Below are 25,026 nucleotides of genomic sequence, written 5' to 3'. Positions count from 1 at the left end.
TAACGCCTTGCAAAGACTTTAAGCATTCGCCCCTGACCCTAAGCATGTCGGTTAGATGCCCATACTAGAGCGAGCTTCGATTTTAGCTGCTTTTTCATCATCGCATTCACAGGCTTACTTTCTGCTGGTTAAAATTTCTTTCAATCTACTCATATCATCACTAATCTTCCTATCCACAATTTTCGCATATTGCTGAGTAGTCTTAATATTCCGATGCCCCAGCATCTTTGAAACACTCTCAATCGGCACTCCATTCGTCAAAGTAACAGTTGTCGCGAATGTATGCCGAGCCAAGTGGAAGGTGATATTCTTCTTAATCCCACATAAATCCGCAATCTCCTTCAAGTAAGAGTTCATTTTCTGGTTCGAAAGCACCGGCAGCACCCTATTCTCATTTTCACACTGCGGATGATCCTCATACTTTTCCATAATCTCCAGCGACATTGGGAGCAGTGGAATTCGCGAAGGAGTGTCCGTCTTCTGGCGTTTCGTGGTAATCCACTTGCCGCCGTCAATACCTTCAACTATCTCCGTTCGCTTTAATTTGTATACATCTGCATATGCAAGTCCAGTATAGCAGCAAAACAGAAATATATCCTTCACGTATGACAAACGCCCATCCCCCATATCCTTTTCCCAGACCTTTTTCAACTCGCTTTCGGTTAACGCTTGCCTATCAACCTCTCTCTTCGAGAACTTAAAGGCATAAAATGGATCACGCATGAGCCAACCTCTCTTAACACAAAGCAGAACGATCTTTTTAAAATTTGCCAAATACTTCATTGTCGTATTATGACTGATCTTCTTTTTGGCTTTGAACCAGAATTCAAATTGTGAGATGAACTCATAGTCCAACTTCTTGATATCAAAATCCTCCTCATTGTACTTCCATTTAATGTACTCTCGCGTATGCTTGAGAGAAGTCTCATATCGTTCGAGCGTGCCTGGGGCAAAATCAGCACCGACCAATGCTGCAATTTGGTCGTTATGTTCCCTAAAAATCTTTAGGATCGTCCGTTTGTCATCCTCTTTTCCTAGGAGCAAATTCTTGATTGCATCCGCAGTAACTTCCTTGTCCGCTTCCAGCAGAGCTTTTTTGGCCTGAAAAACTTTCGCAGATAGGGAGTCCAGGTAACTGTTTAATTCTTTAGAATCTTCCTTGTTTCCAGTGGCCCGTCCTGCGCGGATGTTCCATTTGGACGGGTGCCATACTCTTTTCGTGGCGATGTCCCGAGGTTGGCGATTCACGGTGATCCGCATATAAATATGCCTGGTTCCGTCTGGACTTTCATTGCGTGGGGTCTTCAAAAAGAAGTTCAACCCGAAGCTTGTTTCTAACATGGTAAAAATGTTTAAGATGAACAAAAATCGAATTGTTATCATTGAAACGCAAGATGTTCACTAGGTGAACAGCTTACTAACCAGCTAGTTAAGCGCTTTTTTGTGCGTCATTTCGTGAGACTTTTGGAGTTCCACGATTGGCGTATAAAAACATTGGGAATTATTGCATTTTTTGGTACACCTCAAAAACGCAAAAACCCCGTTTAAAGCGTTTAAACGGGGTTTTTGAATGTTTTGACATCATGTCCTGCAGAGAGAGAGGGATTCGAACCCCCGGACCTGTTACAGTCAACGGTTTTCAAGACCGTCGCAATCGACCACTCTGCCATCTCTCTAAATATTTCGCCGTGTGCGAAACGTGGTGCAAAGGTAAAAACAAAATCTTTATTGGCAATAGTTGTAGCTAAATTTTATTGGAAATTGAAATCGATATTAGTTGCCCTGCCAAGTCACCCACTCGGTAACGCTCGTCGGACCTCACTCCTATCACCCAGATAATCTCACCATTACCATTTAAAAGAACACTGGCCCGTTCCTTCTCGAAACGATTCATTTTCAGATCTATAAAAAGATCGCTCAGCTTTTTACGCTTACCTTTCATGCCAATTGGCGCAAAAATATCCCCCTGTTTCCATCTCCTGATTTTCAACGGAAATTCGAGTTTGGCAACATCTAAAAGAATTACTGATTTTTCATTGCCGGTCTGAGAATTATGATCTTTTCCTCTATTAACGAGGTTAATGGTCAAATCTCCAAAAGAAAACTCCCCCTCGGAATAAGGAATAGCCAATTCGTCATCCGTTTGGCCACCACTTCTTGCTCTAATGACAAGTTCGAGTCTGTCTATCAAAAGAATATGCGAATTCGAGAAAAAAATCTTACCAGAAATAGCATCCAGGCTCGCGAATACTTGCTTCGCCTGTTGGTAAGAAAATCCATAACCCTGCAAAACATGCCAAAGTCTATATGCAGGCTCATTACAAGAATACAGCAACTGCTTGTTAATTCGTATATCGTCCTGATTTGTGATGACCGTAGCGGCTCTCCACTGTTCTAAAAATTCGTTCAGCAAATTATTCCCGCTTCGCAACCTTTCAGAAGTCGCGTTAAAAGTAGCCTCCAATGAAGGATTCAATTGCTGAAAGACCGGTATAACTTTGTGCCTGATCAGGTTCCGTTTGTAATCGTCTGTATCATTGGATCGATCCTCCCGCCATTCTAAACCGTGCTCAGCGGCGTAAGCTAAAATCTCTTCTTTACTCGCCAAAAGCAATGGCCGGATCAAAAAGTTGTATTTTCCTAAAATTCCGGTCATTCCGGGCAGTCCTGTCCCACGTACCAGATTTAGTAACACGGTTTCCAGGGAATCGTTTGCGTGATGTGCCGTGGCTATCCAGTGGTATCCATTGGCATTCCTAATTTCCTCGAACCAGGGATACCTGAGTTCTCTCGCTGCCATTTGTGTCGAAACAGAATGCTGCTTTGCAAAATACTTTGCATCAAAACTTTTGGAATAAAAATCAAATCCGTACCGAGCGGCCAGATCCTTTACAAACTTCTCGTCCCCGTCAGACTCTTCTCCTCTCAACCCGAAATTGCAATGTGCAATCCCGGCACGCCATCCCATTATGTGGAACAAATGCGCCAGCACCACAGAATCCACTCCCCCACTCACAGTAAGCAGGCAAATTTCACGTTCGGGAGCCAATCCCTGTTGGTTAATAAAAGTTAAAAAAGAATCCAACATGAACCTGAGAGTCGTATTTGATGTAGTTTTGGCAGATATAAGATCAGATTGTCTTTTACCAAGGTAATTTTGGTAGCACCGATTTCAAAGGTAAAAGAAAGAACAGCAACATGAAGAAAAAAAAATACATAGCAAACTGCAACCCTTTTAAACTTTTGCGCGTCATCATTATCAAAAGGAATATATTTCAACTGACGTTCTTTGCTTTACTGATTTTTTCACCTTACCTCTTCGCACAGAAGGCTTTGCCTCAACAGCAACCCGCTCGAAGTGAAGACCTTGTCGAAATTTTGAAGTCCGACGAACTGGAAATCATTAGTGAAAACGGTGTCGATTCAAGAAGGGTTACGAATGGTATTTTCAAGCACAAAGGGGCGCTTTTGTATAGCAATCTCGCAGTACAGAATATCAGTACCAATGTGATTGAAGCCTTTGGAAATGTAAAAATTGTTCAGGGAGATACCATTACTGTGACCGGCGATACATTGCTCTATTTTGGGAATACCAGACTTGCCATTGTCAGCGGACGAAAAACGGTTTTGAAGGATAGCAAAAGAACGCTGACAACCCGAAAGATCGAGTACGACATGGCCAATGGGATCGCCAATTACAAAGTTCCGGGACGCACCGTAGATGAGGAAAACGTACTGACGAGCAAAGAAGGCTTTTACAACACGACAACTAAGGAGTTTACCTATTATAAAAACGTCAAGCTTGTCAATAAAAAGTATACACTGACCACGGACACCCTGCTATATAATTCAATTACAAAATGGTCGGACTTTAACGGGAAAACCAAAATCGTCAACAAAGACGGCACTGTCCTGGGAACGAAAGGCCGCTATAACACGGAATCGGCAGAGTCTGCCTTTCATAAACGAACAACCGTGGACAATGAAACGTATACACTTACAGCGGATTCGCTCGTAGTTGATGGCAAGAGTAACAACGGACAGGGCAAAGGAAACGTGGTCATTGTAGCGAAAAAAGATAAAACTGTTCTGAATGGTGACCAGGGATTTTACTGGAAATCAAAAGGTTATTCTAAAATATTTGGTCACGCTTATGTCAGAAATGTGGTTTCCGATGATACTTTGTACATACGCGCTGACACTTTATACTCTTACGAGAATGCACGGGATAGCACCCGTAAGCTTGTGGGATACAAAAACGTCTTCATTTATAAGACTGATTTTCAAGGCAAATGTGACTCAATCAGTTATAATACAGCTGATTCCATCATACGGTTTTTCCAAAAACCTATTTTGTGGAGCGACCAGCATTATCAGATGGAGGCCGACTCGATTACAGCGTTTCTTGTCAATAATGAGATGAACCGAATGCTTTTAAAAGGAAAATCTTTTGTCATCACTGAGGATACGCTTGTGAAGCAATTCAACCAGGTTAAGGGTCGAACGATCAATGCTTTTTTTCAAACTGGCAACAAGCTAAAACAGGTTTTGGTGGATGGAAACGGCGAAAGTGCTTACTATGCGATTGATGATAAGCAGAAAAGTATCGGGTTAAACCGCGTTGAATGCGGGAGGATGAATTTGTTGTTTGAAGACAATCGCGTTCAGCGTATCGCATTTGTGGGAAAACCTGACGGAAAGCTAATCCCACCAACCAAAATAAAGCCTGCTGAACGGCAGCTGGACGGGTTTAATTGGCGAATTAAAGAAAAACCGAGCAAGGCGAAGACAATTTGGGCCGAATTATAAATAAATTATTAAAAATCAATAAAAGAGTTTTCTATCGGCATGATTTTTTACTTTAAAAAATAAACATGGCCGTTCGCACAATATATTTTGAATATACAATTATTTCTCTATATTTTTGTAGCGTACTTTTTAACTATATCTCTTAAAATATTGGTCAAAAGTATTCTGATTTGCAGCTATGAAAAAAACTATACTTTACTTATTCATATTAACAGCGTTGGCCTTGCAGGGGTTAAACGCACAATCCGTCTCAAATGGGAGCCGGCTTAATATGGTGAGCAAAAAGAAACCTGCGTCTTCCGAAAATCTGAAATTTACATCTATGCCTACGGGGCTTAGTTATAAACCATTGTCTTTGCAAAATCCAAAAGCACTGAACAGTTTTTACAGATCCTTTCTATTTTCTTCTGCCGTTTCGCCTGAAAGCACGAATGTATTGGCTTCTGAGATTGTAGAAAAAAGCATCGACAAACGTTCTCCAGCTCTGGAAGCACAGTTAAGGGCGGAAGAGCTGTTGTACACAAGTGATAAGATTTCCGTTTCCAACATCTACCCCAACCCAGCGAGTGAATACGCAGAAGTGGATTTCAGTATCTCTACCAGCCTTCGTGATGCCAAGCTTATTTTTTACAATGTGCTGGGTTCAAAAATGGAAGAGTTTACACTGAATAAAAATGACCGAAAGCTGCGTGTAAATACGAGGGATATGCCAACCGGGCTATATTTCTATCAGCTATCTATCGACGGCAAAAAAGTAGCAACCAAGAAAATGCTTGTCCGCCATCAGCAATAGGCTAATTTTTAACACTATATCAGCTACGCATTCGTTATGAATGGTGTAGCTTTTTTTATTACCTTTGCAGCTAATATGCGAAAAAACAGTCCAGCAAGCTATTTCTTGCTTTTTATTGCAGTTCTTGTCATTACTTCCTGTAGTAAATTTTCTAGATTACAGAAGACCGGTACGGATCAGGAAAAGTATGATGCCGCGATGTCCTATTACAAAAAGGGAGATTTTTACAGATCGGGGTTATTATTTGAAGAGCTTATTCCTTTGTTAAAAGGAAGCACAGAGTCTGAGTTAGCGCAGTTTTATTATGCCTATACCCAGTACCAGCAGGGACAGTATAATACCAGTCAATTTCTGTTCAAAAAGTTTTTCGATACTTATGCCAGAAGTGACTACGCTCAGGAGGCATTATATATGCATGCATTTTCGTTGTATAAAGACTCCTCCCCTTTCAACCTGGATCAGACGAGTACATTTACAGCTATTTCGGCGATGCAGGACTTTATCAATACTTATCCTGACAGCCCGTTCCGCGAAGAATGTACCCGCTACATTCTGGAATTAAGGTCCAAGCTGGAAAGGAAAGCATACGAAAGAGCACGATTGTACCATAAGATCAGCGATTTCAACCCGATGTCCATGAAATCTGCGGTAATTTCGATCGAGAACTTCCGCAAAGACTTTCCAGACTCACGCTATAATGAAGAACTTGCATTTCTGAAAGTTGAATCTCAATACAACCTGGCGTCCAATAGTTACAGCGACAAGCAGAAAGAACGTTTTCAGGATGTATTGAAATTTTATCGAGAGTTGATCGACAAGTATCCAACCGGAAAGTACAACCGGGACGCAGAGAAAATGTTTGACGACAGCCAAAAGCAAATAGAAGTAATTGCAAAGTTGGAACAGGAAAGACAGAAATTGAAAGAAGTCCAGCCTGAACCTGAGAATAAACCAACGAAGGTTACAACCCCTGCCATTGCAGAGCCAAAGGGACAATAGTTGGATTAATAGTGTTTTAAAAGTTTTAAACTATATCAAAATCAAGTATGGCAACCAATCCATCGATCATTACCCGGGATACGGACAAAATTGCGGATGTAACAGGCAACCTATATGAATCTGTATCGGTAATTTCAAAAAGAGCTCGTCAGATATCCAGCAAAATGAAGGAGGAGCTCAATAACAAACTGGCGGAGTTCGCATCTGGTGTAGACAATCTGGAAGAAGTGTTCGAAAACAGAGAACAGATCGAGATTTCTAAATTTTACGAGCGTATGCCAAAAGCTGGAAGTATTTCTATCGACGAATTTATCGAAGGAAAAACTTACCACGCTTACCGCGATACTACGGAAGAATAATTCCTGACAAATTTATATAGCCAGCCATGAATCCTGATTTGTGGCTGGCTTTTTCATTTACAGGGTGTAAATTTAAATTGATAAGGTTATCTCGTAACTTTATACCCGCTGAGAATATGGCATTTTCCATGTTGACCACCCAAATTGTTTAAAGATTGAATCTCAAAGGAAAAAAGATATTGGTCGGAGTATCAGGCAGCATCGCAGCCTATAAGGCCGCATTACTGGTCAGGTTGCTTGTAAAAGCGGAAGCGTCGGTCCGGGTTGTTATGACTGACGCGGCGAAGGAATTCATCACTCCCCTCACCCTCTCGGTTCTTTCCAAAAATCCTGTTCTAAGCACCTTTTCGGACGCACAAGACGGGCTATGGAACAACCACGTCGATTTAGGACTTTGGGCGGATGCCATTGTAATCGCTCCTGCCACAGCAAAAACCCTTTCTAAATGTGCAACCGGCAATTGTGACGATCTGCTGACCGCTGTTTATCTGTCTGCAAGGTGTCCCATCTTTTTTGCCCCCGCAATGGACGTGGATATGTATCATCATCCCTCCACGAAAAATAACATTGATACCCTGGAAAGCTTTGGAAATAGCTTCATACTGCCTGATTTTGGCGAACTGGCCAGCGGTTTGATCGGCGATGGACGACTTGCTGAACCTGAAAAGATCATTACGAAGTTATCAGCGCATTTTGCCCGGAAACCGGTCGCTGTTACGAAAAAGGTGCTGATTACAGCTGGTCCTACCGTGGAACCGATCGATCCGGTGAGGTATATCAGCAACAGGTCTTCCGGCAAAATGGGTTATGCCATCGCTGAGGCATTTGCAGCATCAGGCGCGTCTGTGACCCTCGTCACTGGCCCTACGGACTTGAAAATTACCGACGCGACTATTAAAGTTGTCCGTGTGGAGAGTGCTAGTGATATGTTTGCGGTTACAAGCGATCAGTTTCAACAGAACGATTTGGTTATTTTCGCGGCTGCCGTGGCGGATTATACTCCGAAATTCGTAGCCGATCAGAAGATCAAGAAGCAGGGACATGAAATGATGTTGGAACTGGAAAAGACCACGGACATTGCAGGTACCCTCGGATCCACCAAAAAGGAAGGGCAATTACTGATCGGTTTTGCCCTGGAAACTGAGAATGAGCTGGAATATGCTATGGATAAATTGCAGCGCAAAAATCTTGACTATATTGTCCTCAACTCATTGAATGATCCCGGCGCCGGTTTTGCACACGATACCAACAAAATTACCGTTATTGACAAGTATAAAAACATTCAGCATTTCGATTTGAAATCCAAAGAGGAAGTTGCGCTGGATATTTTAAATATTGTTTTAGCCAAATGGAGCGAAGCATGAAAAAAATAGGTTTTTGGGCACTCCTAGTGACCGTTTTAAATCTCCCAGGCAAACTGCTGGCTCAGGAATTTCAGTTTACTGTAAACCTGAACTACGAGCAGCTGGTAGCACAACAAAAGACCGACCCTCAGTCGATGAGCCAACTCCAGACTTACATGAATGATTTTCTGAACAATACCCGCTGGACCAATGATCAGTTCAACAAGGAAGAGAAGATCAAATGTAAGTTGAACGTGAACCTGACACGGTCGCTAAGCCAGGGAAATTATGAAGGGAATGCGCAGCTGGTGGTATCACGCCCCGTTTTCAATTCAAACTACGAGACTGTTCTATTCACTTATGTGGATAAAAACTTCACATTTACATACCTGCCCAGCACACAGCTTTATTTTAATGAAAACAGCTATACCGAAGAACTACCCTATATTCTAGCGTTCTATGCCAATGTCGCGCTGATCTTTGATTATGATTCTTTTAGTAAGTTGGGCGGTGCCCCATATGTACAAAAAGCATTCAATCTGGTGAATCAGGCGCGAAATTCCTCCCCCAATAAAAGGGGATGGGATTCGAATGGAGACTCCAAAAACCGCTACTGGCTCATTGAAAACCTTATGAGCCAGCAATTCACACCTTTCCGGGAAGGTATGTATAAATACTATCGTCAGGGCTTGGATGTCGCTACTCAAAACCCGGCTGAGACCCGTGCGAAAGTGCTCGAATTCCTGAATACGGTTAAAGACGTCAACCAGCTTCGGCCCGCCAGCGTAGTAGTGAATTCATTTTTCGATGCCAAATCAGAAGAACTTTACAGGATACTAATCGAAGCGCAACCCGAGGAACGCGCCCAGGCTTATAGTCTCCTTGTGAACCTTGACCCAAGCAAAACCCAACTTTATCAGAGGTTGTCAATGTAGCTTTTCTATTAGTTTCAAATGACAGCGCCAGCATTTTATGAGTAAAAGATTAGTCCGTATTTCGACAGCGAATATCTTCCCTTCGTTAGATAAATTAGTAAAAAGAGAAATTAACGTCATTCTTCAAAACGGCAATACGCATTTTGGCAAACTGGCTTCCTTCACAAAGGAGCGATTGATCCTGACTGACACACGCAATCATCCGCACGAGCTGGCGCTTTCAGAACTTTACGAAATCGTTTATGATATCTCGCCTGTACCGACATTAAAATGACCCTTGCGAACGAGTTATATTTCCAAATTGCTGATATGATAACTATATTCGTATCGGAGACAAGAATTATCAATTTCCTCCTTAAAGGCTCGATTGCATTATCTCCGGTAATCCGCTTAAATTAGATATGCTTTCTAATTTACTTATCAAAAATTACGCTCTTATCAAGCAACTGGAAATGTCTCCCGATCCCGGGCTGAATATTATAACCGGTGAAACAGGGGCAGGAAAATCCATTATGCTGGGCGCGATAGGTTTGCTGCTGGGTAACCGCGCAGACGTCAAATCATTGTATGACGCAGATGAAAAATGTATCATAGAGGGTAGTTTCAATCTGGCAGGTTATGATTTGGCTCCCAACTTTGAAGAGGAAAATCTGGACTTTTCGGACGAATGCATTATCCGGCGTGAAATTTCGGTGGCGGGCAAATCCAGGGCGTTCATTAATGACACGCCGGTCAATCTTGATACATTAAAAAAAATTGGTAGCCAGTTACTGGACATTCATTCCCAGCATGACTCGATCATGTTAGGTAATAATGAGTTTCAATTACAGGTAGTTGATTCGTTTGCCGATAATGGTGATCTTTTAAAAACCTATAAAAACGATTATCAAAAATTCCGGGAGGCTTCACGTTTGCTGGAGGAATTGAAATCCAGGGCCGCGCAACTTCGCAAGGAATTTGACTACGACCAGTTTTTGTTTCAGGAATTACACAATGCAGCGCTTTCGGCCGATGAGCAGGAAAACCTGGAACAGGAACTGACGATCCTTGAAAATGCCGTAGAAATTAAAGAGCGACTGCTCCTGGCCCATACCTACCTCGACAATCCGGAAAATTCTATTCTGGACCTTTTGAAAAATGCAATAGCAGCCCTCTCGCAAGCGTCCAGGCTTGTTCCTGCCTATGACGCGCTCAGGCAACGGGGACAGAGTGCTCTCATTGAATTGAGAGATCTTGCTGACGAAATAGATCAGGTTAATGCGGGTGTGGAAGTAGACCGCGACAGAAGTACGCAGGTACAGGAACGGCTGGATTTGATCTACTCTTTCTTGAAAAAACACCAGGCCTCTTCTATCGAACAACTTCTGACGATTGAGCAGGCGCTGCAAGAGAAGTTGAGCATTGTTCTGAACCTGGATGACGATTTGGTACTGGCAGAGAAAAAAGCAGTGCAGGCAAAGGAAACTATGCTCAAAAGTGCAGGCATACTGTCTGCCAGAAGGCAAAAAGTAACCAAAGCCATTGAGAAACTGATTCTTGAAAGGTTGTCCGAACTGGGGATTCCCAATGCGACCCTTTCGATCAAGGTGAGCGAAACACCTCCCTCTCTAAACGGGATTGATTCCATTGTTTTCCTGTTTAGTGGTAATAAGGGTATGGTCCCGCAGGAGCTGAAACAGGTGGCATCGGGTGGTGAGTTTTCACGGCTGATGATGGTGATAAAATATATTCTGGCCGACAAACGCAAGTTGCCCACCATCATTTTTGATGAAATTGATACAGGAGTATCGGGTGAAATAGCGAAAAAAATGGGTCGGATGATGCTGAATATGGCTCACAATCACCAAATTATAGCGATCACCCACTTGCACCAGATAGCCAGCAGCGGCGACGCACATTACTTCGTATATAAGGACCATTCTTCTAAAAAAACAGTCAGTAAAATCAAGAAATTAACCGTCGATGAGCGCGTGCAGGAAATTGCGCAAATGATCGGCGGGCACAACCCTTCCGAATCAGTCTTACATAATGCACGTGAGATGATCATGAAAGATTGAAATTACGAACCACAATGAGCTACTCACCTTAATTAATACCACAATGAAACATTTTATGCTGACAATCGCCTTTCTGATCGCCCTTTGCGGCTGTGATAAGGAGGCGAAAAAAGATAAGGTCTCCGATCTGGAAGCCGAGGTTTTGACCATTCACGACGAAGTAATGCCTCAAATGGACGCCATCATGACGCTTAAATCCAAACTCTCTAAAAAGATACAAAGTATGGACAGTCTGCAGAATGAGGGCATCAGCAGTAATACATTGGCTGAACAACGCATTAAAGCAGCAGACCTGAACCAGAAATTGAACGAATCTGACAAACTGATGATGACCTGGATGCACGAATACCGCGGAGACTCGGCCAAAAAACTGAAACCCGAGGAAGCTATATCCTATTTTGAAAAAGAAAAAGAAAAAATCCTTCTGGTGAAACAAACAACCATTAAATCCATTCAGGAGGCCCAAACATTTTTAGAATAAAAGTTATGAAAATCAATTGCAAGACGTTCTCTTTTAATACTATTATCCTTTCAATTGTCTTAATATCCCTTTTTGGTTGCGGTGGCGGCGACAATAAACTTCCGATCCTGGGCGAGCGCGACTGGGAAAAGAAAACGGTAGATGGTAAGGAAGTGGTGGATACTATTTATAACACAATTCCTCCTTTTTCTTTTGTTAACCAGGAAGGCGACACGGTTTCTGAAAAAATCGTTGAGGGTAAAATCTACGTAACTGATTTCTTTTTCACGACCTGCCCTACTATTTGCCCGGTTATGAAGCGTCAGATGGTCAAGGTATTTCAACAATTCAAAGGTAATCCGGATGTAATGATTCTGTCACATACCATTGATCCTGAACATGATACTCCGCAGGTTTTGAATAAATTCGCGAAAGACCTGGGTGTAGAGGGGACACAATGGCAATTTTTGACCGGCGACAAAGATAAAATCTATAAAATCGGTCAGGAGAGTTATATGTCCACTGCCAAAGAGGACAAAAGTGCCGAGGGAGGCTACATTCATAGCGGAGCGTTTATTTTAGTGGATAAAGAAAAACACGTGCGCGGAATGTACGACGGAACTACCGAAGAAGGTACCCAGAAACTAATCGCCGATATGAAGAGGCTGCTTGACGAATATAAAAAATAAGCGGCGTTACCGCATCCATTTGAATGATTAAACCCAGTGCTCTAATTCTGGCCATTATGATGCTTGCTTCGTGCCAGAATGCGGAAGAATTAAAAAGTGAGCAATACTTTGTGGAAGGTTACCAGTTGTACACCACCCATTGCGCCAACTGTCATCAGCCCGATGGTAAGGGTATGTCAAACCTTTATCCGCCTCTGGCCGGTTCACCTGCGTTGACCAACAAGGCCTTGATCTCCTGTGTGATTAAAAACGGGATGAGGGATACGATTCAGGTGAATGGCAAAGTATTTAGCCGCCCGATGCCTGCTAATCCCAAACTCACCGAAATAGAAATCGCTGAGATCGTCAGTTTCGTGAGTATGAAATGGGGAAAGGATAGTACCTACACGAAGATTGAAACGGTGCAGGCCGCATTGCAAGGCTGCAAGACTTATTGAGGGCTTGTAAAATTATAAATACCGGTTGCCTTTCTGAATTTGATGTGGGTAAAATCCTGCTCCGCATCCATACCGATCGCGTTGGTAACTTCACTGGTACCTAGTTTGCGAACAGCCAGGGGTTTTTCCGTAAAAATCTTGCGCGTTCTCGGACTCCAGTTTAATTCCGAAGTGGTCAGAACCTGGTTCTCCTGGGACATAACGACCCGAACATTTCCTTTGACAATATATACATCGGCATTCTGATCATATCTCCCAGAATCAGAGCGAAGCCGGGTAACAACGGTACCCAGGGAATCGAAAAAACTGATATTGATCGTGTCAGGGAATACTTTTGTCTCGTTCTGATAGCGAAGCGATTTCGGAGTTCGCATCAGCACTTTCATATTTCCCTGCTCACTATATTTTACTTCCACATTATTGACAATTTCAAGAGGTCCGGTATACAATGCACCAATTTTTGTCTTTTTACCTTCGCACGCCTGAAAAATCAATGCAGCAAGGGCAATAAGATAAAAAGGAGATAAAAATTTATCTCCTTTTGCATTATACCGGAAGACTGATTTCTTCAACATGAAGTCTTGTCTAGTCAATTTTTTGTTTTGTAAACCAACGTTCAAGAAGCGTTATCCCAAGCACTGCTCGTCCGTAACGTTCCCGGATCATACCTGCGCCAGCATTTCCACGCTGCCCGCCAACGAATGCAAGCGAAAGGAAATTTTGATATCCTCTACCCATCGGGAATGTAAAGCCCAGACTGACATTGGTATCGTATACATCATTCTTGTTAACCGTATAAGGCGTTTTTCCGTGGCTAAAACCGACCCGGTACCTTACCAGATTAAAATAGTTAAGTGATGTAAAACGAGGCAGATACTCCATTCCAATATGAATGCGGCCCACGTCTTTCAAATTATCATTGGCACCCGCATAACTCTTGAACTTAGACCAGGACTGATGGCTGTAGTCTGCTGAAAGTATCAGCTTAAAAGGCCATTCAAGACTGGCTCCTACCTGCAACTGGCCAGGAGTGGTCAAGCCACGGTTCAGGTTGTTTTCCAATGTATCTGGATCGATCACATTAAAAGAACCCTGCGTAAGCTCAAAAGATGTTACGTGTGTAGAATTGATGGTAGTACTGAAACTGTACGCACCACCAAGATTAAGATTCAGCTTGTTGTCTTTCCGAATGGGGATGCGTGCAGCGGCCCCGGCACGAAACGATATATCCGAGTAAGTTGTCTTGTCGTTCAAGCTTACGATATAATCTGATCCGTCAGCAGAAAAAGGAATAGATACCTCTGTTGCCCTACGAACGTTACCGAAGAAATAGCTGCTTTCAAGCCCGACGCTCACATAGCGTCCTATCTGGAATGAGTTCGTAAGGGATGCCTTGTTTACGCCACCTTTACCCGTCGTATAGTACTGTGCCGACACTGGTGTGCCAGGGACAAATCGTGTAGATAAGTTCTGGTAGTCGATGAAGCTGTACGGTTTGAGGCTGATACCGACTGCCCATCTCGGGCTAACCGGGAAGGATAGCGACAAATATGCCAGGTTTCCGCCAGCATTTTGTTGTTTCTTGTCACCTGCAACAATGTCCTTATACTGACCGATCAATCCAATATCCAGCGTTGTGAACCGGTTACGGACCCAAAGTGCAGGATTGAGGTTGTTGATCTGAAAGCCACTTCCTGTGCTTACGCCAGACTGCCCCATTCCTGTGTTGTCAGAATATGCCTCTCCGTAAAACTCCCCCATTCCGAGGGACGAATATGGCGAATTGCCCAAGCCTTGTGCTTTTAGCTTTGTTGTAAAGTCTGTACAACTCCAACCAAGGGTAATTGCAAGAGTAAGTATTCCGATTCTACTGTAAAGAGACATTATATGTTAAAATTCTGTTCAATCCTATTAAAACCAATTCCGGCACCGCAAAGATGGGTGGTTTCAGGCTACTTTCAAAAAAAGCAGCATCCCCTCCGCATAATACTACGCGTAAACTGGGTGATTTGTGTCGGTACCTCTGAATAATTCCCTCTATTTCTGCCAGTACCCCATTCATCACCCCACTTCGCATTGCCTGCTTCGTGCTTTTACCGATCAAAACCGCATTCGGTTCAGGTTCCACAAGTGGAAGCCTTTTAGTGAACGAATGCATTGCATTGAATCGCATTTTAACACCGGGAGAAATTAATCCCCCCTGAAACGTCGCATTTGCGTCGATGAGATCATATGTAATGCAGGTGCCCATATCGATCACTACCAGATCTTCATTGGGGTATAGAAAATTGGCACCCACACAAGCCGCAATGCGATCAGCACCAAGTGTTTCGGGCGTATCGTAGTTCTTCGTTACCGGCAGGGGTGTATCCGGTGTGAGATTCAAGATATTGACCGGTATATCCAGCGCGTTTGCAAACTCCTCGCCTGTCCGGTTTACCGAGGAATAAATAATATTCTGGGGAATTTCTGATCGTATACTCCCGATCAGTTCATCAAAACTCAACCGCGTCGTATAGCGTATCAGTTTTTCTTCGTGGAACCAACCGATTTTGGAGTAAGTATTACCAGAGTCAACAATCACATTCATCGGGTGCAAAAGTCCTATTTTCCGTTGATAAAAACTAATGTAAGACGCTTGTAAAATCGTCCGTAAATGCCTCATTCCATGCATATCAGCGTTTGCAAATTTTCAAATATGCCCTGTGTATGCCAGATTAAGGTTTTTTGCGTTTAAAAATTTGGAAATAAAATTATATATAAGTACCTTCGTAACGCTAAGTCCAGTATCGACTTATAAATCCAAAATCCATCTCGCGATAACTCTCTATCTCAACGTTATCGAGGTTTAAAAAATCTTGCCGATTTATTGTCAATACTTCTATTGAATCTAATTGCAAACTTTCCCCGACTGTTCCTTCGTTATCTTTTAATTTGAAAGGTCATTTTCAGGGCTGCAACAAAAATATTTATTTGCTAATATTCAATGACCAACACGTGACGTCGAGATATGCTTCTCGGTTTTTATCCAATTAAATTCACAACCTTATTATTCAATTGGTAAAGTGTTACTTTACTTTCCATTTTCTGTATGCCTACAATTGATGAATTGAACATTAAGCTCCTATCTGAGCTGAAAGAAATAGCAGGTAGTCTTGGGATACCTGATCACACAAAACTCCCTAAAAAAGAACTAATTACCAGGATCCTGTCACAACAAGAAACTGCACAGGTTGCCGAAGCACCCGTTGCTACCGAAACTTTTGCCGACGACTCGGACGAACCTAAGAAAAAAAGGGTACGCAGGCCGGTTGAAACTACTCCAATAGCAGTTAAACCTAATAGCCGCCCTGCCAGAAACAAAAAAGACGGTACATCTGCTAAGTCGTCCATTCCATTGTTTGATCCTGTTATCAGGAGCGAAAACCTGAAAAGGAATAGCGAGATGTTGAAGAACTTCGAATTGACTGAGGAAAGCGATTCGGAAAGCGACACATTAAACGACCTGGGTAAAGAAGAAGCTGTTGCCGCTGCAGAAGTAGAAACCGCGGCGGAAGTGGAAACTCCGGAAGAAAAGACAACGGAGGAAAACGCTGAAGGAGAAGAAAATACTTCTACGAAAGAAGAAAGGCCTTTTCGTGCTACCCATGAAACTCCGGAGCGCCAGCCTCAGCAACAGCCCCAACCCAATCGCGAAGATCCTTCTTCTAAAATCAAACGCAATTATAACAACTACGTCAGGGAATTTGACGGCCTGATCGTCAACGAAGGTGTTCTTGAAATTATGCAGGACGGAGGATATGGATTCCTGCGCTCCGCCGACTACAACTACCTGGCCAGCCCCGACGATATATATGTATCTCCTTCTCAGATTAAATTGTTCGGCCTTAAAACCGGTGATACTGTAAAAGGCCAGATCCGCCCACCCAAAGAAGGTGAAAAATATTTTGCCTTGCTGAGAGTTGAAACAGTTAATGGTAAAACAACCGAAGAGATCCGTGACCGTATTCCTTTTGAGTACCTTACCCCTCTTTTCCCTGACGAATGTCTGAAACTCAGCTCTCGTCCTGACCAATATTCTACCAGGATACTCGATCTTTTCGCACCGATCGGAAAAGGACAGCGTGGTATGATCGTTGCGCAGCCTAAAACAGGTAAAACTGTTTTATTGAAAGAAATTGCAAATGCTATTACCCGCAACCACCCGGAGGTTTTCCTCCTGATCCTGCTGATCGACGAACGTCCGGAAGAGGTTACGGATATGCAACGCAGCGTTCGCGCCGAAGTAATTGCTTCTACCTTTGACGAACAGGCTGACCGTCACGTGAAAGTGGCCAGCATTGTTTTGGAAAAAGCAAAAAGAATGGTTGAATGCGGTCACGACGTCGTGATCCTCCTCGATTCTATCACCCGTTTGGCACGTGCGTATAATACTGTTGTTCCTTCTTCCGGTAAGATCCTTTCAGGTGGTGTGGATGCAAATGCATTGCACAAACCTAAGCGTTTCTTTGGAGCAGCGAGGAATGTTGAGCATGGTGGTTCATTGACCATTATCGCTACTGCATTGATTGATACAGGTTCCAAAATGGATGAAGTTATCTTTGAAGAATTCAAAGGTACTGGTAACATGGAATTACAGCTGGATCGTAAGCTTTCCAACAAGCGTGTATTCCCTGCCATTGATGTAATGGCCTCAGGTACACGTCGCGAGGACCTGCTTTTGGATAAAGAAACACTCAAAAAGGTATGGATTCTCCGCAAACACATGTCAGATATGAATGCCATGGAGTCCATGGATTTCCTTCTCGAACATATGAAAGGAACCCGAAACAATGAAGAATTCCTCATTTCGATGAACCGATAGATCAAAAAGAGCCTGGACCAACATCCAGGCTCTTTTAACTTATTGGCCATGCTATTGCATATGCTGCGGCCAGAAGTTACTTTTAGAGTACTATTAACGCTGCATCTAACCTACTTGAACATGTTCAAAAGCAAGGCGCTCTGGTGGACTCTCCTTACGGTTTGGATTTTGGGTGCCACTTACTGGCATGTATGCAGAATCAGATTAATGTGCGATGTTTTGGCCAATCCCAGCTTTTTTGCAACCACCATTGTTGACTCCAACGGGCAGGCAGGCTTCTCGGATTCCAACCTGATTTCATTCGCGCCCGAGACGGATATAGAAAAACTATGGCAACACATCCTGATGTTTGCAGGTGCTGTGCTATTGGGATTTTGTATAGGTAACTCATCCCGCAGTAGAAAAAGCAGAGATCTTAAATATAAACTGAACCGCATTCTCAGGGAGATTGAGTACCATCAGTCCAAGCAATAACTATGTCATTTCAAATTGATTTGCAGAGCTTACCAGTAGTCGCGGCAGAAATTTTCCTTCTGCTTTGTCTTGCCGCGTTGATTGGATGGCTTTTTGCAAGATTTATTATCAAGCGCCGGATGCGTAACTTGCGCGAGCTGATAGAAGAAAAGAAATTTGAACTTGCAGAATACAGAACACTGATGAAAAATCCAGTCGAATACCCCATAGCGACCAATGCGTCCAAAACTGTATACCCCGACACCAGCCCTGACCACGAACCGGACGACCTGAAACTGATAGAAGGTATCGGGCCAAAAATTGAGGAACTTCTCAACAAAGAAGGAATACATACCTACGAACAATTGTCCGAAGCTTCCATTATCCGCCTCGCGGGAATATTGAAAAAAGCAGGGCCGAGATTTCAGATCCATGATCCTTCTTCCTGGCCGAAACAGGCCATATTGGCAAGAGACAAAAATTGGGAGGCGCTTGATCAGTTGAAAATTGAGCTAATTTCCGGTAAATAATCTTCTCAAAAAGACATAATAAAAGCCCGCTATCGACGACAGCGGGCTTTATATTTTTACAAAAAACTGTTACAAAGTCGTAACTGTCCTTTGAATGAACTGAGTAAGGTCACTGCCCGATAGCAAACCTTGTGACAGCAATGCCAGGTCGTATACCTGCTTGGCAAGCGATTTCTGACTAGCCTCGTCTTCCGTCTGCAAAATGCGGTTGATCACAGGGTGGTTCGAGTTCAGCGAAACGGTGTACATCAACGGCATGTCACCGAACATAGAGCGCTGGCCTGAACTCGCCTGCATGTCCGTCATGCGGCGCATAAACTCAGGGAATGTGATCACGACAGGCAGCTCGTCAACCGGCATAGGTTCAACCAGTACATTGGCACTTTTGCTTCCGGCTATCTCCTCAAAAATCTTCTTGGCCTTATCCGAATCTTCCGACGAAAGAATGCTTTCCAGTTGCACATCCTTCTCCACAAGCTTATCCAATGTATCGGCATCTACCCTTTTCACATTGATTTTTTCAAGCTTCTGTTCCAATGCATTGATAAAATGAGAATCGATCATACTCGTCAGCGCGAGTACATCGTAGCTCCGTTTCTTCGCTGACTGAATGAATGCATCCTGCTTCTTCTCGTCCGTAGTATACAACCAGATCTGTGTATCATTCTTATCAGTCTGATTATCCTTCACCAGTTCACGGTACTCTTCGAAAGTGAAGAACTTACCATCCACGTTTTTCAGCAGACAGAAGTCTTTCGCTTTTTCATAGAACTTATCGTCGCTGATGATACCATATTTTACAAAAAGGCCGATATCGTCAAATTTCTTCTCAAACCCTTCGCGGTCATTTTTGAATATTTCCGAAAGTTTGTCAGCTACCTTACGTGTAATGTATCCGTTGATTTTCTTCACATTACCATCCGCCTGCAGGTAACTTCTCGATACATTCAAAGGAATGTCCGGAGAATCGATCACACCGTGCAGCAATTGAAGAAAATCAGGTACAATGTCTTTCACTTCGTCGGTGATAAACACCTGACGGCTGTAAAGCTGGATTTTTTCGCGTTGCCCCTGGAAATCGCCTTTCAGTTTCGGGAAATATAGCACCCCTGTCAGGTTGAATGGATAATCTACATTCAAATGGATCCAGAACAGAGGATCTTCGCCAAACGGATAAAGTTCTTTATAAAAAGCAAGGTAATCCTCGTCTTTCAGATCAGAAGGGCTTTTCGTCCAGATCGGGTTCGGGTTATTGATGACCTTATCTTCAAACTCAATTTCTATAGGCAGGAATTTGCCATATTTTTCAAGGATTCCGCGCAAACGGTGCTCGTCCAGGAATTCTTCCGAGTCAGCGGCAATGTGCAGGATAATGTCAGAACCGCGCTCTTCTTTTTCAGCAGCCGATAGTTCGAATTCGGTCGAACCGTCACATTGCCAGCGAACTGCTTCCGAACCTTCTTTGTAAGACTTGGTAATGATCTCTACATTTTCGGCAACCATATAGGCCGAATAAAACCCAAGACCGAAATGACCGATGATACCTTTGTCACCTTTTCCGTCTTCGCCTTTGTCTTTGTATTTTTCCACAAATTCCGTAGCGCCGGAAAATGCGATCTGGTTGATATATTTTTTGATCTCCTCAGCAGTCATCCCGATACCATTGTCACTGATCGTGATCGTTTTGGCATCTTTATCAAGCTTTACCGACACTTTAAGATCTCCCAGCTCACCATTAAACTCGCCATAGGAAGCCAGTTTTTTGATTTTTTGAGAAGCGTCAACTGCATTGGAAACTAACTCTCTTAAAAAGATTTCGTGGTCCGAATAAAGGAATTTTTTAATAATCGGAAAGATATTCTCGGTGTGAATGCTTAGGTTCCCTTTTTCCTGAATCACTGATTCCATAGTTAAATTGTTTTTGGTTTCTATATTTTAGAATTGTTTTTCTGTTCTGCAATACCGGATTGAAATATGCGTTCCAAATACAATCAAAATGCAGAATGGCTGACACATTGTCAGTCGGAGCATAAGGTTGCATTTCGGGCAATGAATGGGTTGGTAACTGACTTGCTTTTTCTTAATATTGCGCTCGTTAAACAACTCAACTAAAATCACCAAACCAGTTCATATAAGAACACCAATTTTAAACATGAATCTGATTAAAAAACTTTTTGCAGGGGTATTTCTTCTAGGCACAGTTTCGGCCTGCACGACTATGAACTCCGTTCCTTTATCGAATTATACAGTCTTTACCGAAGATCTTCGACGCGACCTTGAAGGCGCTAATATCCCCATTGAAAAAGTGCAGTTCTTCAATGATAAGTCTATTAACATCCGTCGCGAAGTGTCCGATCCGAATGATATCAAAGTGAATCCCGAAGGACAGATCACGATGAGCAATGGTAAGAGCATTCAGACCATTAATGTGCTTCCTTTCACACCCGGCGTGGCTTTGAGCTCAGCAAACGGTGTGATCAATGTATCCTGGGACGATACGCAGCAAGATACCAAGGGAATGAAATTTAACCTGAGCGGTCAAAACTACTTTCTTGATGTATTGCCAAACAACAAATTCGACTATAAAGAGCGTACATTCGATCTGCAAAGCGGAAATGGCACGAGGCTGTTCGTTAAAAAGGATCTCTTAAAACAGGTTAAGAATTCGAGAGAGACACTAAAAGGAAGAAAAGTAGGCCAGTAATGGTTGACAGATATCCATAAAAAAGAAAGGTCAGGAAAATCCTGACCTTTCTTTTTTAACATTCAATTTAGTTTAGGTTAAAATATTGGCTTTTTTCTCCACTGATCTTAGGCTTACTGATAATTTGTGAATTCCTGATCAGTACCAGTATCATCAGTCCAATGATCACCGCCAGGGCGATCTGTAAAAATGAAATGATTCCGAAACTGGCTATATTACTTTTGGATTCCTTCATCAGATTCTTTCCTATATCCGACTGAATCCCTGCTAATTCGTTCAAATTGGCAATGGTACCCTGAAATGTTCGCGCGCCCGCACCAGCGAAAAGTGATCTGCCTTCATCCGGCGTACCCGCCGCGCAAAGATGCAGAATGCGATTTTCCAGTTCACTATACTCATCGACCTGCCTTTTAAAGACGTCAAGGCTCTTCGCCTCCTGATCAACCAAATAAGTTTTTTCAAAAACACCGATCAGAGAATCAATACTTTTATTGTGATGGTGCAAAGCTGCTTTCACATACTCTGCCGATTGTACATCCTGTGCAAAAAGGTGCTTTTCCAATGACAATCTTTTTCCGTATAAATTCTCAGTCAGGTAAATGATCGTTGTCGCCGGAATTAAGCGATCCTGATAAATAGATGAAAACGACCGGTCTATCCCCTGCATATTGTAGCGCGAAAGAAGCGTTGCCATTATGATCAGCACCATTATCCCTCCCAGCAGCAGTGCTGCTTTTAGTTTTTGCTGGATTACGAAAGACCATTTCATGTAATGATTGTTATCTTTTCCTCAGTCGATCTGTGTATTTCAAAAATACAAAAATATCTTTTTATAGTAACGTTAAATAACGGCAATTAATATGGATTTGTCACCGCGATAATAAAAATAAAATAGGCCGATCTGTGCTGATCTGCCTATTTTTTGAATCATTAATGCTTCTTTTACCTCTGGCTGTCTCCACCGCCTATCACGTCATTGTTGTTAACTGACTTGGTCTTCTTTTTAGGAGCATTAAAACTCATTTTTCCTATTGAATAGTTAAATGTGATCTTAAAATTGCGGTTGTAAAGCTGCGTTTGGCCAGTCTGTACAAATTGCGGAGAGTTCAGGTCTGATGTGAATTTCACTCCTTTGGTCAGGAAGTTTTCTGCTGCAAATCCTACACTTCCCTTCTTGTTGGCAAAATCCTTTTTGAACCCTAATGAATACATGTAAAAGCCTGTGCGTGTTCCTTGTAGCTGAATCTCCTTGCCACGATAGAACCCGAACGCCTGCACGCCCCAGCCCTGCTGTAACGCAATCTGCGACATCAGGCGACCGCCATAATTGAACCCTGAATTACTCACCGGTACAGAAGTTCCTTCCAGGCTCGTAGTTTGTCCTTCCAGGTATGAATGCAAAATGTCAAGGCTACCATTAACCGTCCATTTCGAGGTCAGGTACACATTCGCAAACACATTCATTCCATACGCCTGCTGCTTTCCAATGTTCTCATAAGTGGTAACAATCGCGCCCTGCAATGTATCCACAGCCATTCTCACCTGCGTAATAGAATTGTTGGTCTGGCGGACAAATGCTGACACATTCAAATAGGTCTTTTTAACATTTGTGCTCAATGCCAGTTCAAAATTATCCGTCAGCTCAGGACTCAACGCTGGATTTCCGGTGCTGATATTTTGCGGGTTAGCAAGGTTCACATTCGGGTTCAACTGCTGAATACCAGGACGTTGAATCCTTCTGTTGTATGCAGCTTTCAATGTAGTGCTTCCCGAAAGGCTTTTGGAAATGTTGATACTTGGTACCAGGTTGCCGTAGTTAGGGATCGAAACTTTGCCGGCAGAGCCCAGGTCGGCCGTAATGCTTGTGTATTCGTAACGTGTCCCCGCTTTGAATGTATATTTATTCTTGGTAGTCAATGTATAAGAGACGTAACCCGCTGCTACATTCTGGTTGTAGTTCAATGTACCTGACGGATTGGACGGGCTCAGTGAAAAGTCACCGGACTCACCGGCAGTGAAGTATTTGTAATCACTGTTTACCGCCCTAAAAATACCTTTTGCACCAAATTCAACCAGCTGATTTTTGCCAATAGGCGTTTGATAATCAGTCTGCAATGTGAATTCCGAGTTGTAATTTGTATTCTCGTTTTTCAATTTGCCACTCACAGCGCCAGACTCATTCAGTAGGTCCGTGTTGAAATTGTTGGTCAAACCTGTGCGGCTATACAATGTTGAAATACTCCATTCCTGCTGTGGTTTGAAAGTGCGGATGTAGTCGATATTGAAATCAATGGTGCCGGACAAATCCTTACGATCTACTTTTCTAAGCGAAGTCCCATCCAGGACATCATTTTCAAACTGGTTAATGGTCAGATTTTGTTTTTGGAGAAAATTTCTGGTTCCATAACGCAAACCGGCCGACAGGGCCTGATTTTTCCCAAGATCATAATCCCAGCCTAATGAATACTGGCCAAATAAACCTCTGTCCTTCGCTGTGGAAGTTTGATGGGTCAAATAAGAATTCGCTCCTGAAAATGTGGTCTGGTCCAATACAGAAGTCGCTTTGTTATAAAATGCACGGCCAAAACCGCCCAGCGTAAAACCCATTTTCCCTTTTCTGTAACTTCCATTTAGTCCCAGGTTAGTACCACGGTTACCCACACCCGAATCGATATTAAGGGTCAGTCCCTGCAAGTTATTTTTCTTTGTAATAATATTAATGATACCGCCCGAACCTTCCGCGTCATACTTGGCCGATGGCGACGTGATCACCTCTACGGATTTTATCATATCGGCCGGTATCTGTTTCAATGCATCCGCAACATTGGCTGCGATAATGGTTGAAGGCTTGTTATTGATCAGTACCTTAATATTGGAACTACCTCGCAATGAAACGTTTCCATCCAGGTCCACCGAAAGCATGGGAACTTTACGCAGCAGGTCGGAAGCATCGCCGCCTTTGGAAGTAATATCTTTTTCTGCATTAAAAACCAGACGGTCTACTTTTTCCTCGATCAGTGATTTTTCTCCGGTAATGGTCACCTCTTTCAAATCCTGTACGCTGGAAGCCAGCTGGATGTTACCCAATTCAATATCCTTGCCTTTTTCAATTTTGATGTTTGAGATCGTTCGGTCCTTAAAACCGATAAACGAAATCAACAGCTTGTAACTTCCCGGGGCAACTTTGGTAATGGAGAACTTCCCGGCCTCGTCGGCAGTGGTACCGTCAATCGCTTTATTATCTGCAACACTGAATAATGCAATGCTTGCAAACTCAACTCCTTTATTGGCAGCTGAATCCAGTACAATTCCTGAAATTTTAGAATTTCCTTTTGGCGTAGCTTCTGTAATCGCCGTGCCGGCCGGCTGAACAGGCGCCTGAGCTTGAATGTGGTTAAAAGAACTCAGAATAAATATTGCAGCGACAATTTTTACTACTGAATGGATCGGGGTTTTCATGGTTTTATAACTTAGATAAAAGAAGGGATCAAATGTGTTTGTCCTATTTAAATACAATTTCCAATACAAAGGAAAATAATCTTGTCCATTTCTATAATGATAATAGACGGTTGAGCCGTTTTCATCTGCGAACTG

At 42.9% G+C, this 25,026-nt stretch carries 23 protein-coding genes and 1 tRNA gene; 15 read left to right on the top strand and 9 right to left on the bottom strand.

The window, feature by feature from the left end:
- Positions 1 to 114 precede the first annotated feature (114 nt).
- From ON006_RS00225 to tilS, 3 genes are all read right to left on the bottom strand, one after another.
- Positions 115 to 1,341 (bottom strand): site-specific integrase, encoded by a 1,227-nt coding sequence (locus tag ON006_RS00225; protein ID WP_244824711.1) that lies wholly within the window; start codon positions 1,339 to 1,341, stop codon positions 115 to 117.
- 250 nt (positions 1,342 to 1,591) lie between these two features.
- Positions 1,592 to 1,676: transfer RNA gene (locus tag ON006_RS00220), tRNA-Ser, on the bottom strand.
- 68 nt (positions 1,677 to 1,744) lie between these two features.
- Entirely contained in the window at positions 1,745 to 3,049 is a 1,305-nt protein-coding gene (gene tilS / locus ON006_RS00215; protein ID WP_267609937.1) for a tRNA lysidine(34) synthetase TilS, read from the bottom strand.
- Between the two features lie 149 nt (positions 3,050 to 3,198).
- Between tilS and ON006_RS00210 the strand changes: the two genes are divergently transcribed.
- The 11 genes from ON006_RS00210 (at position 3,199) to ON006_RS00160 (ending at position 12,881) form a co-directional block, all read left to right on the top strand.
- Positions 3,199 to 4,809: an OstA-like protein gene (locus ON006_RS00210; RefSeq protein ID WP_244824713.1), complete on the top strand. Its 1,611-nt coding sequence runs from the start codon at positions 3,199 to 3,201 to the stop codon at positions 4,807 to 4,809.
- A gap of 178 nt (positions 4,810 to 4,987) precedes the next feature.
- Positions 4,988 to 5,602 carry a T9SS type A sorting domain-containing protein gene (locus tag ON006_RS00205; RefSeq protein ID WP_244824714.1) on the top strand — a complete coding sequence of 205 codons (615 nt, stop codon included), beginning with the start codon at positions 4,988 to 4,990 and terminating at the stop codon, positions 5,600 to 5,602.
- Positions 5,603 to 5,677: 75 nt separating this feature from the next.
- The gene (locus tag ON006_RS00200) at positions 5,678 to 6,601 is read left to right on the top strand and encodes an outer membrane protein assembly factor BamD (RefSeq protein ID WP_244824715.1); all 924 of its coding nucleotides are present in this window, start codon (positions 5,678 to 5,680) and stop codon (positions 6,599 to 6,601) included.
- 47 nt (positions 6,602 to 6,648) lie between these two features.
- Entirely contained in the window at positions 6,649 to 6,960 is a 312-nt protein-coding gene (locus ON006_RS00195; RefSeq protein ID WP_026632203.1) for a DNA-directed RNA polymerase subunit omega, read from the top strand.
- 155 nt (positions 6,961 to 7,115) lie between these two features.
- On the top strand, positions 7,116 to 8,324 hold the full coding sequence (coaBC, locus tag ON006_RS00190) for a bifunctional phosphopantothenoylcysteine decarboxylase/phosphopantothenate--cysteine ligase CoaBC (RefSeq protein ID WP_244824716.1): 1,209 nt from the start codon (positions 7,116 to 7,118) through the stop codon (positions 8,322 to 8,324).
- Complete coding sequence (gene porD, locus ON006_RS00185; RefSeq protein WP_244824717.1) at positions 8,321 to 9,238, top strand: type IX secretion system protein PorD; 918 nt, start codon at positions 8,321 to 8,323, stop codon at positions 9,236 to 9,238. The genes coaBC and porD overlap by 4 nt, the downstream gene beginning before the upstream one ends.
- 37 nt (positions 9,239 to 9,275) lie before the next feature.
- Positions 9,276 to 9,512 (top strand): hypothetical protein, encoded by a 237-nt coding sequence (locus ON006_RS00180; RefSeq protein WP_244824718.1) that lies wholly within the window; start codon positions 9,276 to 9,278, stop codon positions 9,510 to 9,512.
- Between the two features lie 127 nt (positions 9,513 to 9,639).
- A complete protein-coding gene (recN, locus tag ON006_RS00175; protein ID WP_244824719.1) occupies positions 9,640 to 11,295 on the top strand; it encodes a DNA repair protein RecN in 1,656 nt (551 codons plus the stop codon).
- Positions 11,296 to 11,338: 43 nt separating this feature from the next.
- Positions 11,339 to 11,776 carry a viral A-type inclusion protein gene (locus ON006_RS00170; protein ID WP_244824720.1) on the top strand — a complete coding sequence of 146 codons (438 nt, stop codon included), beginning with the start codon at positions 11,339 to 11,341 and terminating at the stop codon, positions 11,774 to 11,776.
- Positions 11,777 to 11,781: 5 nt separating this feature from the next.
- Entirely contained in the window at positions 11,782 to 12,444 is a 663-nt protein-coding gene (locus ON006_RS00165; RefSeq protein WP_244824721.1) for an SCO family protein, read from the top strand.
- Positions 12,445 to 12,467: 23 nt separating this feature from the next.
- A complete protein-coding gene (locus tag ON006_RS00160; protein ID WP_244824722.1) occupies positions 12,468 to 12,881 on the top strand; it encodes a c-type cytochrome in 414 nt (137 codons plus the stop codon).
- Here ON006_RS00160 and lptC read toward each other — a convergent pair.
- The 3 genes from lptC to ON006_RS00145 are packed head-to-tail and all read right to left on the bottom strand — an operon-like array spanning position 12,875 to position 15,471.
- Positions 12,875 to 13,456 (bottom strand): LPS export ABC transporter periplasmic protein LptC, encoded by a 582-nt coding sequence (gene lptC, locus ON006_RS00155; RefSeq protein WP_244824723.1) that lies wholly within the window; start codon positions 13,454 to 13,456, stop codon positions 12,875 to 12,877. The two genes, ON006_RS00160 and lptC, sit on opposite strands and share 7 nt — an antisense overlap.
- A gap of 10 nt (positions 13,457 to 13,466) precedes the next feature.
- Positions 13,467 to 14,765 carry a BamG family beta-barrel-assembly machinery protein gene (bamG, locus tag ON006_RS00150; protein WP_510185784.1) on the bottom strand — a complete coding sequence of 433 codons (1,299 nt, stop codon included), beginning with the start codon at positions 14,763 to 14,765 and terminating at the stop codon, positions 13,467 to 13,469.
- The gene (locus ON006_RS00145; protein ID WP_244824777.1) at positions 14,749 to 15,471 is read right to left on the bottom strand and encodes a type III pantothenate kinase; all 723 of its coding nucleotides are present in this window, start codon (positions 15,469 to 15,471) and stop codon (positions 14,749 to 14,751) included. Before ON006_RS00145 ends, bamG begins: the two co-directional genes overlap by 17 nt.
- Positions 15,472 to 15,972: 501 nt before the next feature.
- Between ON006_RS00145 and rho the strand changes: the two genes are divergently transcribed.
- The 3 genes from rho (at position 15,973) to ON006_RS00130 (ending at position 18,728) form a co-directional block, all read left to right on the top strand.
- Entirely contained in the window at positions 15,973 to 17,745 is a 1,773-nt protein-coding gene (rho, locus tag ON006_RS00140) for a transcription termination factor Rho (protein WP_244824725.1), read from the top strand.
- Between the two features lie 120 nt (positions 17,746 to 17,865).
- On the top strand, positions 17,866 to 18,219 hold the full coding sequence (locus ON006_RS00135; RefSeq protein WP_244824731.1) for a hypothetical protein: 354 nt from the start codon (positions 17,866 to 17,868) through the stop codon (positions 18,217 to 18,219).
- A gap of 2 nt (positions 18,220 to 18,221) precedes the next feature.
- Positions 18,222 to 18,728, top strand: a complete 507-nt coding sequence (locus ON006_RS00130) for a helix-hairpin-helix domain-containing protein (protein WP_244824733.1) — start codon at positions 18,222 to 18,224, stop codon at positions 18,726 to 18,728.
- Between the two features lie 69 nt (positions 18,729 to 18,797).
- On the opposite strand, the gene htpG is transcribed toward ON006_RS00130, so the two are convergent.
- Complete coding sequence (gene htpG / locus ON006_RS00125) at positions 18,798 to 20,636, bottom strand: molecular chaperone HtpG (RefSeq protein WP_244824735.1); 1,839 nt, start codon at positions 20,634 to 20,636, stop codon at positions 18,798 to 18,800.
- A gap of 244 nt (positions 20,637 to 20,880) precedes the next feature.
- Here htpG and ON006_RS00120 point away from each other — a divergent pair, with 244 nt between their 5' ends.
- A complete protein-coding gene (locus ON006_RS00120; RefSeq protein WP_244824737.1) occupies positions 20,881 to 21,432 on the top strand; it encodes a hypothetical protein in 552 nt (183 codons plus the stop codon).
- A 67-nt stretch (positions 21,433 to 21,499) separates the two neighbouring features.
- Here the strand turns inward: ON006_RS00120 and ON006_RS00115 are convergent, their stop codons facing one another.
- The gene (locus ON006_RS00115) at positions 21,500 to 22,201 is read right to left on the bottom strand and encodes an MCP four helix bundle domain-containing protein (protein ID WP_244824739.1); all 702 of its coding nucleotides are present in this window, start codon (positions 22,199 to 22,201) and stop codon (positions 21,500 to 21,502) included.
- Between the two features lie 173 nt (positions 22,202 to 22,374).
- A complete protein-coding gene (locus ON006_RS00110) occupies positions 22,375 to 24,891 on the bottom strand; it encodes a TonB-dependent receptor (protein ID WP_244824741.1) in 2,517 nt (838 codons plus the stop codon).
- Positions 24,892 to 25,026: the final 135 nt, after the last annotated feature.

The organism is Dyadobacter pollutisoli, from assembly GCF_026625565.1.
Lineage (GTDB): Bacteria > Bacteroidota > Bacteroidia > Cytophagales > Spirosomataceae > Dyadobacter > Dyadobacter pollutisoli.
Note: the sequence above shows the minus strand (reverse complement) of the source record. Positions and strands in the feature narration are given on the sequence as shown.

Coding starts and splice junctions, on each gene's coding strand:
- ON006_RS00225 (WP_244824711.1), bottom strand. CDS start 1,341: ATGTTAGAAACAAGCTTCGGGTTGAACTTCTTTTTGAAGACCCCACGC.
- ON006_RS00210 (WP_244824713.1), top strand. CDS start 3,199: ATGAAGAAAAAAAAATACATAGCAAACTGCAACCCTTTTAAACTTTTG.
- ON006_RS00205 (WP_244824714.1), top strand. CDS start 4,988: ATGAAAAAAACTATACTTTACTTATTCATATTAACAGCGTTGGCCTTG.
- ON006_RS00200 (WP_244824715.1), top strand. CDS start 5,678: ATGCGAAAAAACAGTCCAGCAAGCTATTTCTTGCTTTTTATTGCAGTT.
- ON006_RS00195 (WP_026632203.1), top strand. CDS start 6,649: ATGGCAACCAATCCATCGATCATTACCCGGGATACGGACAAAATTGCG.
- porD (WP_244824717.1), top strand. CDS start 8,321: ATGAAAAAAATAGGTTTTTGGGCACTCCTAGTGACCGTTTTAAATCTC.
- ON006_RS00180 (WP_244824718.1), top strand. CDS start 9,276: ATGAGTAAAAGATTAGTCCGTATTTCGACAGCGAATATCTTCCCTTCG.
- recN (WP_244824719.1), top strand. CDS start 9,640: ATGCTTTCTAATTTACTTATCAAAAATTACGCTCTTATCAAGCAACTG.
- ON006_RS00170 (WP_244824720.1), top strand. CDS start 11,339: ATGAAACATTTTATGCTGACAATCGCCTTTCTGATCGCCCTTTGCGGC.
- ON006_RS00165 (WP_244824721.1), top strand. CDS start 11,782: ATGAAAATCAATTGCAAGACGTTCTCTTTTAATACTATTATCCTTTCA.
- ON006_RS00160 (WP_244824722.1), top strand. CDS start 12,468: ATGATTAAACCCAGTGCTCTAATTCTGGCCATTATGATGCTTGCTTCG.
- lptC (WP_244824723.1), bottom strand. CDS start 13,456: ATGTTGAAGAAATCAGTCTTCCGGTATAATGCAAAAGGAGATAAATTT.
- bamG (WP_510185784.1), bottom strand. CDS start 14,765: ATGTCTCTTTACAGTAGAATCGGAATACTTACTCTTGCAATTACCCTT.
- ON006_RS00145 (WP_244824777.1), bottom strand. CDS start 15,471: ATGAATGTGATTGTTGACTCTGGTAATACTTACTCCAAAATCGGTTGG.
- rho (WP_244824725.1), top strand. CDS start 15,973: ATGCCTACAATTGATGAATTGAACATTAAGCTCCTATCTGAGCTGAAA.
- ON006_RS00135 (WP_244824731.1), top strand. CDS start 17,866: ATGTTCAAAAGCAAGGCGCTCTGGTGGACTCTCCTTACGGTTTGGATT.
- ON006_RS00130 (WP_244824733.1), top strand. CDS start 18,222: ATGTCATTTCAAATTGATTTGCAGAGCTTACCAGTAGTCGCGGCAGAA.
- htpG (WP_244824735.1), bottom strand. CDS start 20,636: ATGGAATCAGTGATTCAGGAAAAAGGGAACCTAAGCATTCACACCGAG.
- ON006_RS00120 (WP_244824737.1), top strand. CDS start 20,881: ATGAATCTGATTAAAAAACTTTTTGCAGGGGTATTTCTTCTAGGCACA.
- ON006_RS00115 (WP_244824739.1), bottom strand. CDS start 22,201: ATGAAATGGTCTTTCGTAATCCAGCAAAAACTAAAAGCAGCACTGCTG.
- ON006_RS00110 (WP_244824741.1), bottom strand. CDS start 24,891: ATGAAAACCCCGATCCATTCAGTAGTAAAAATTGTCGCTGCAATATTT.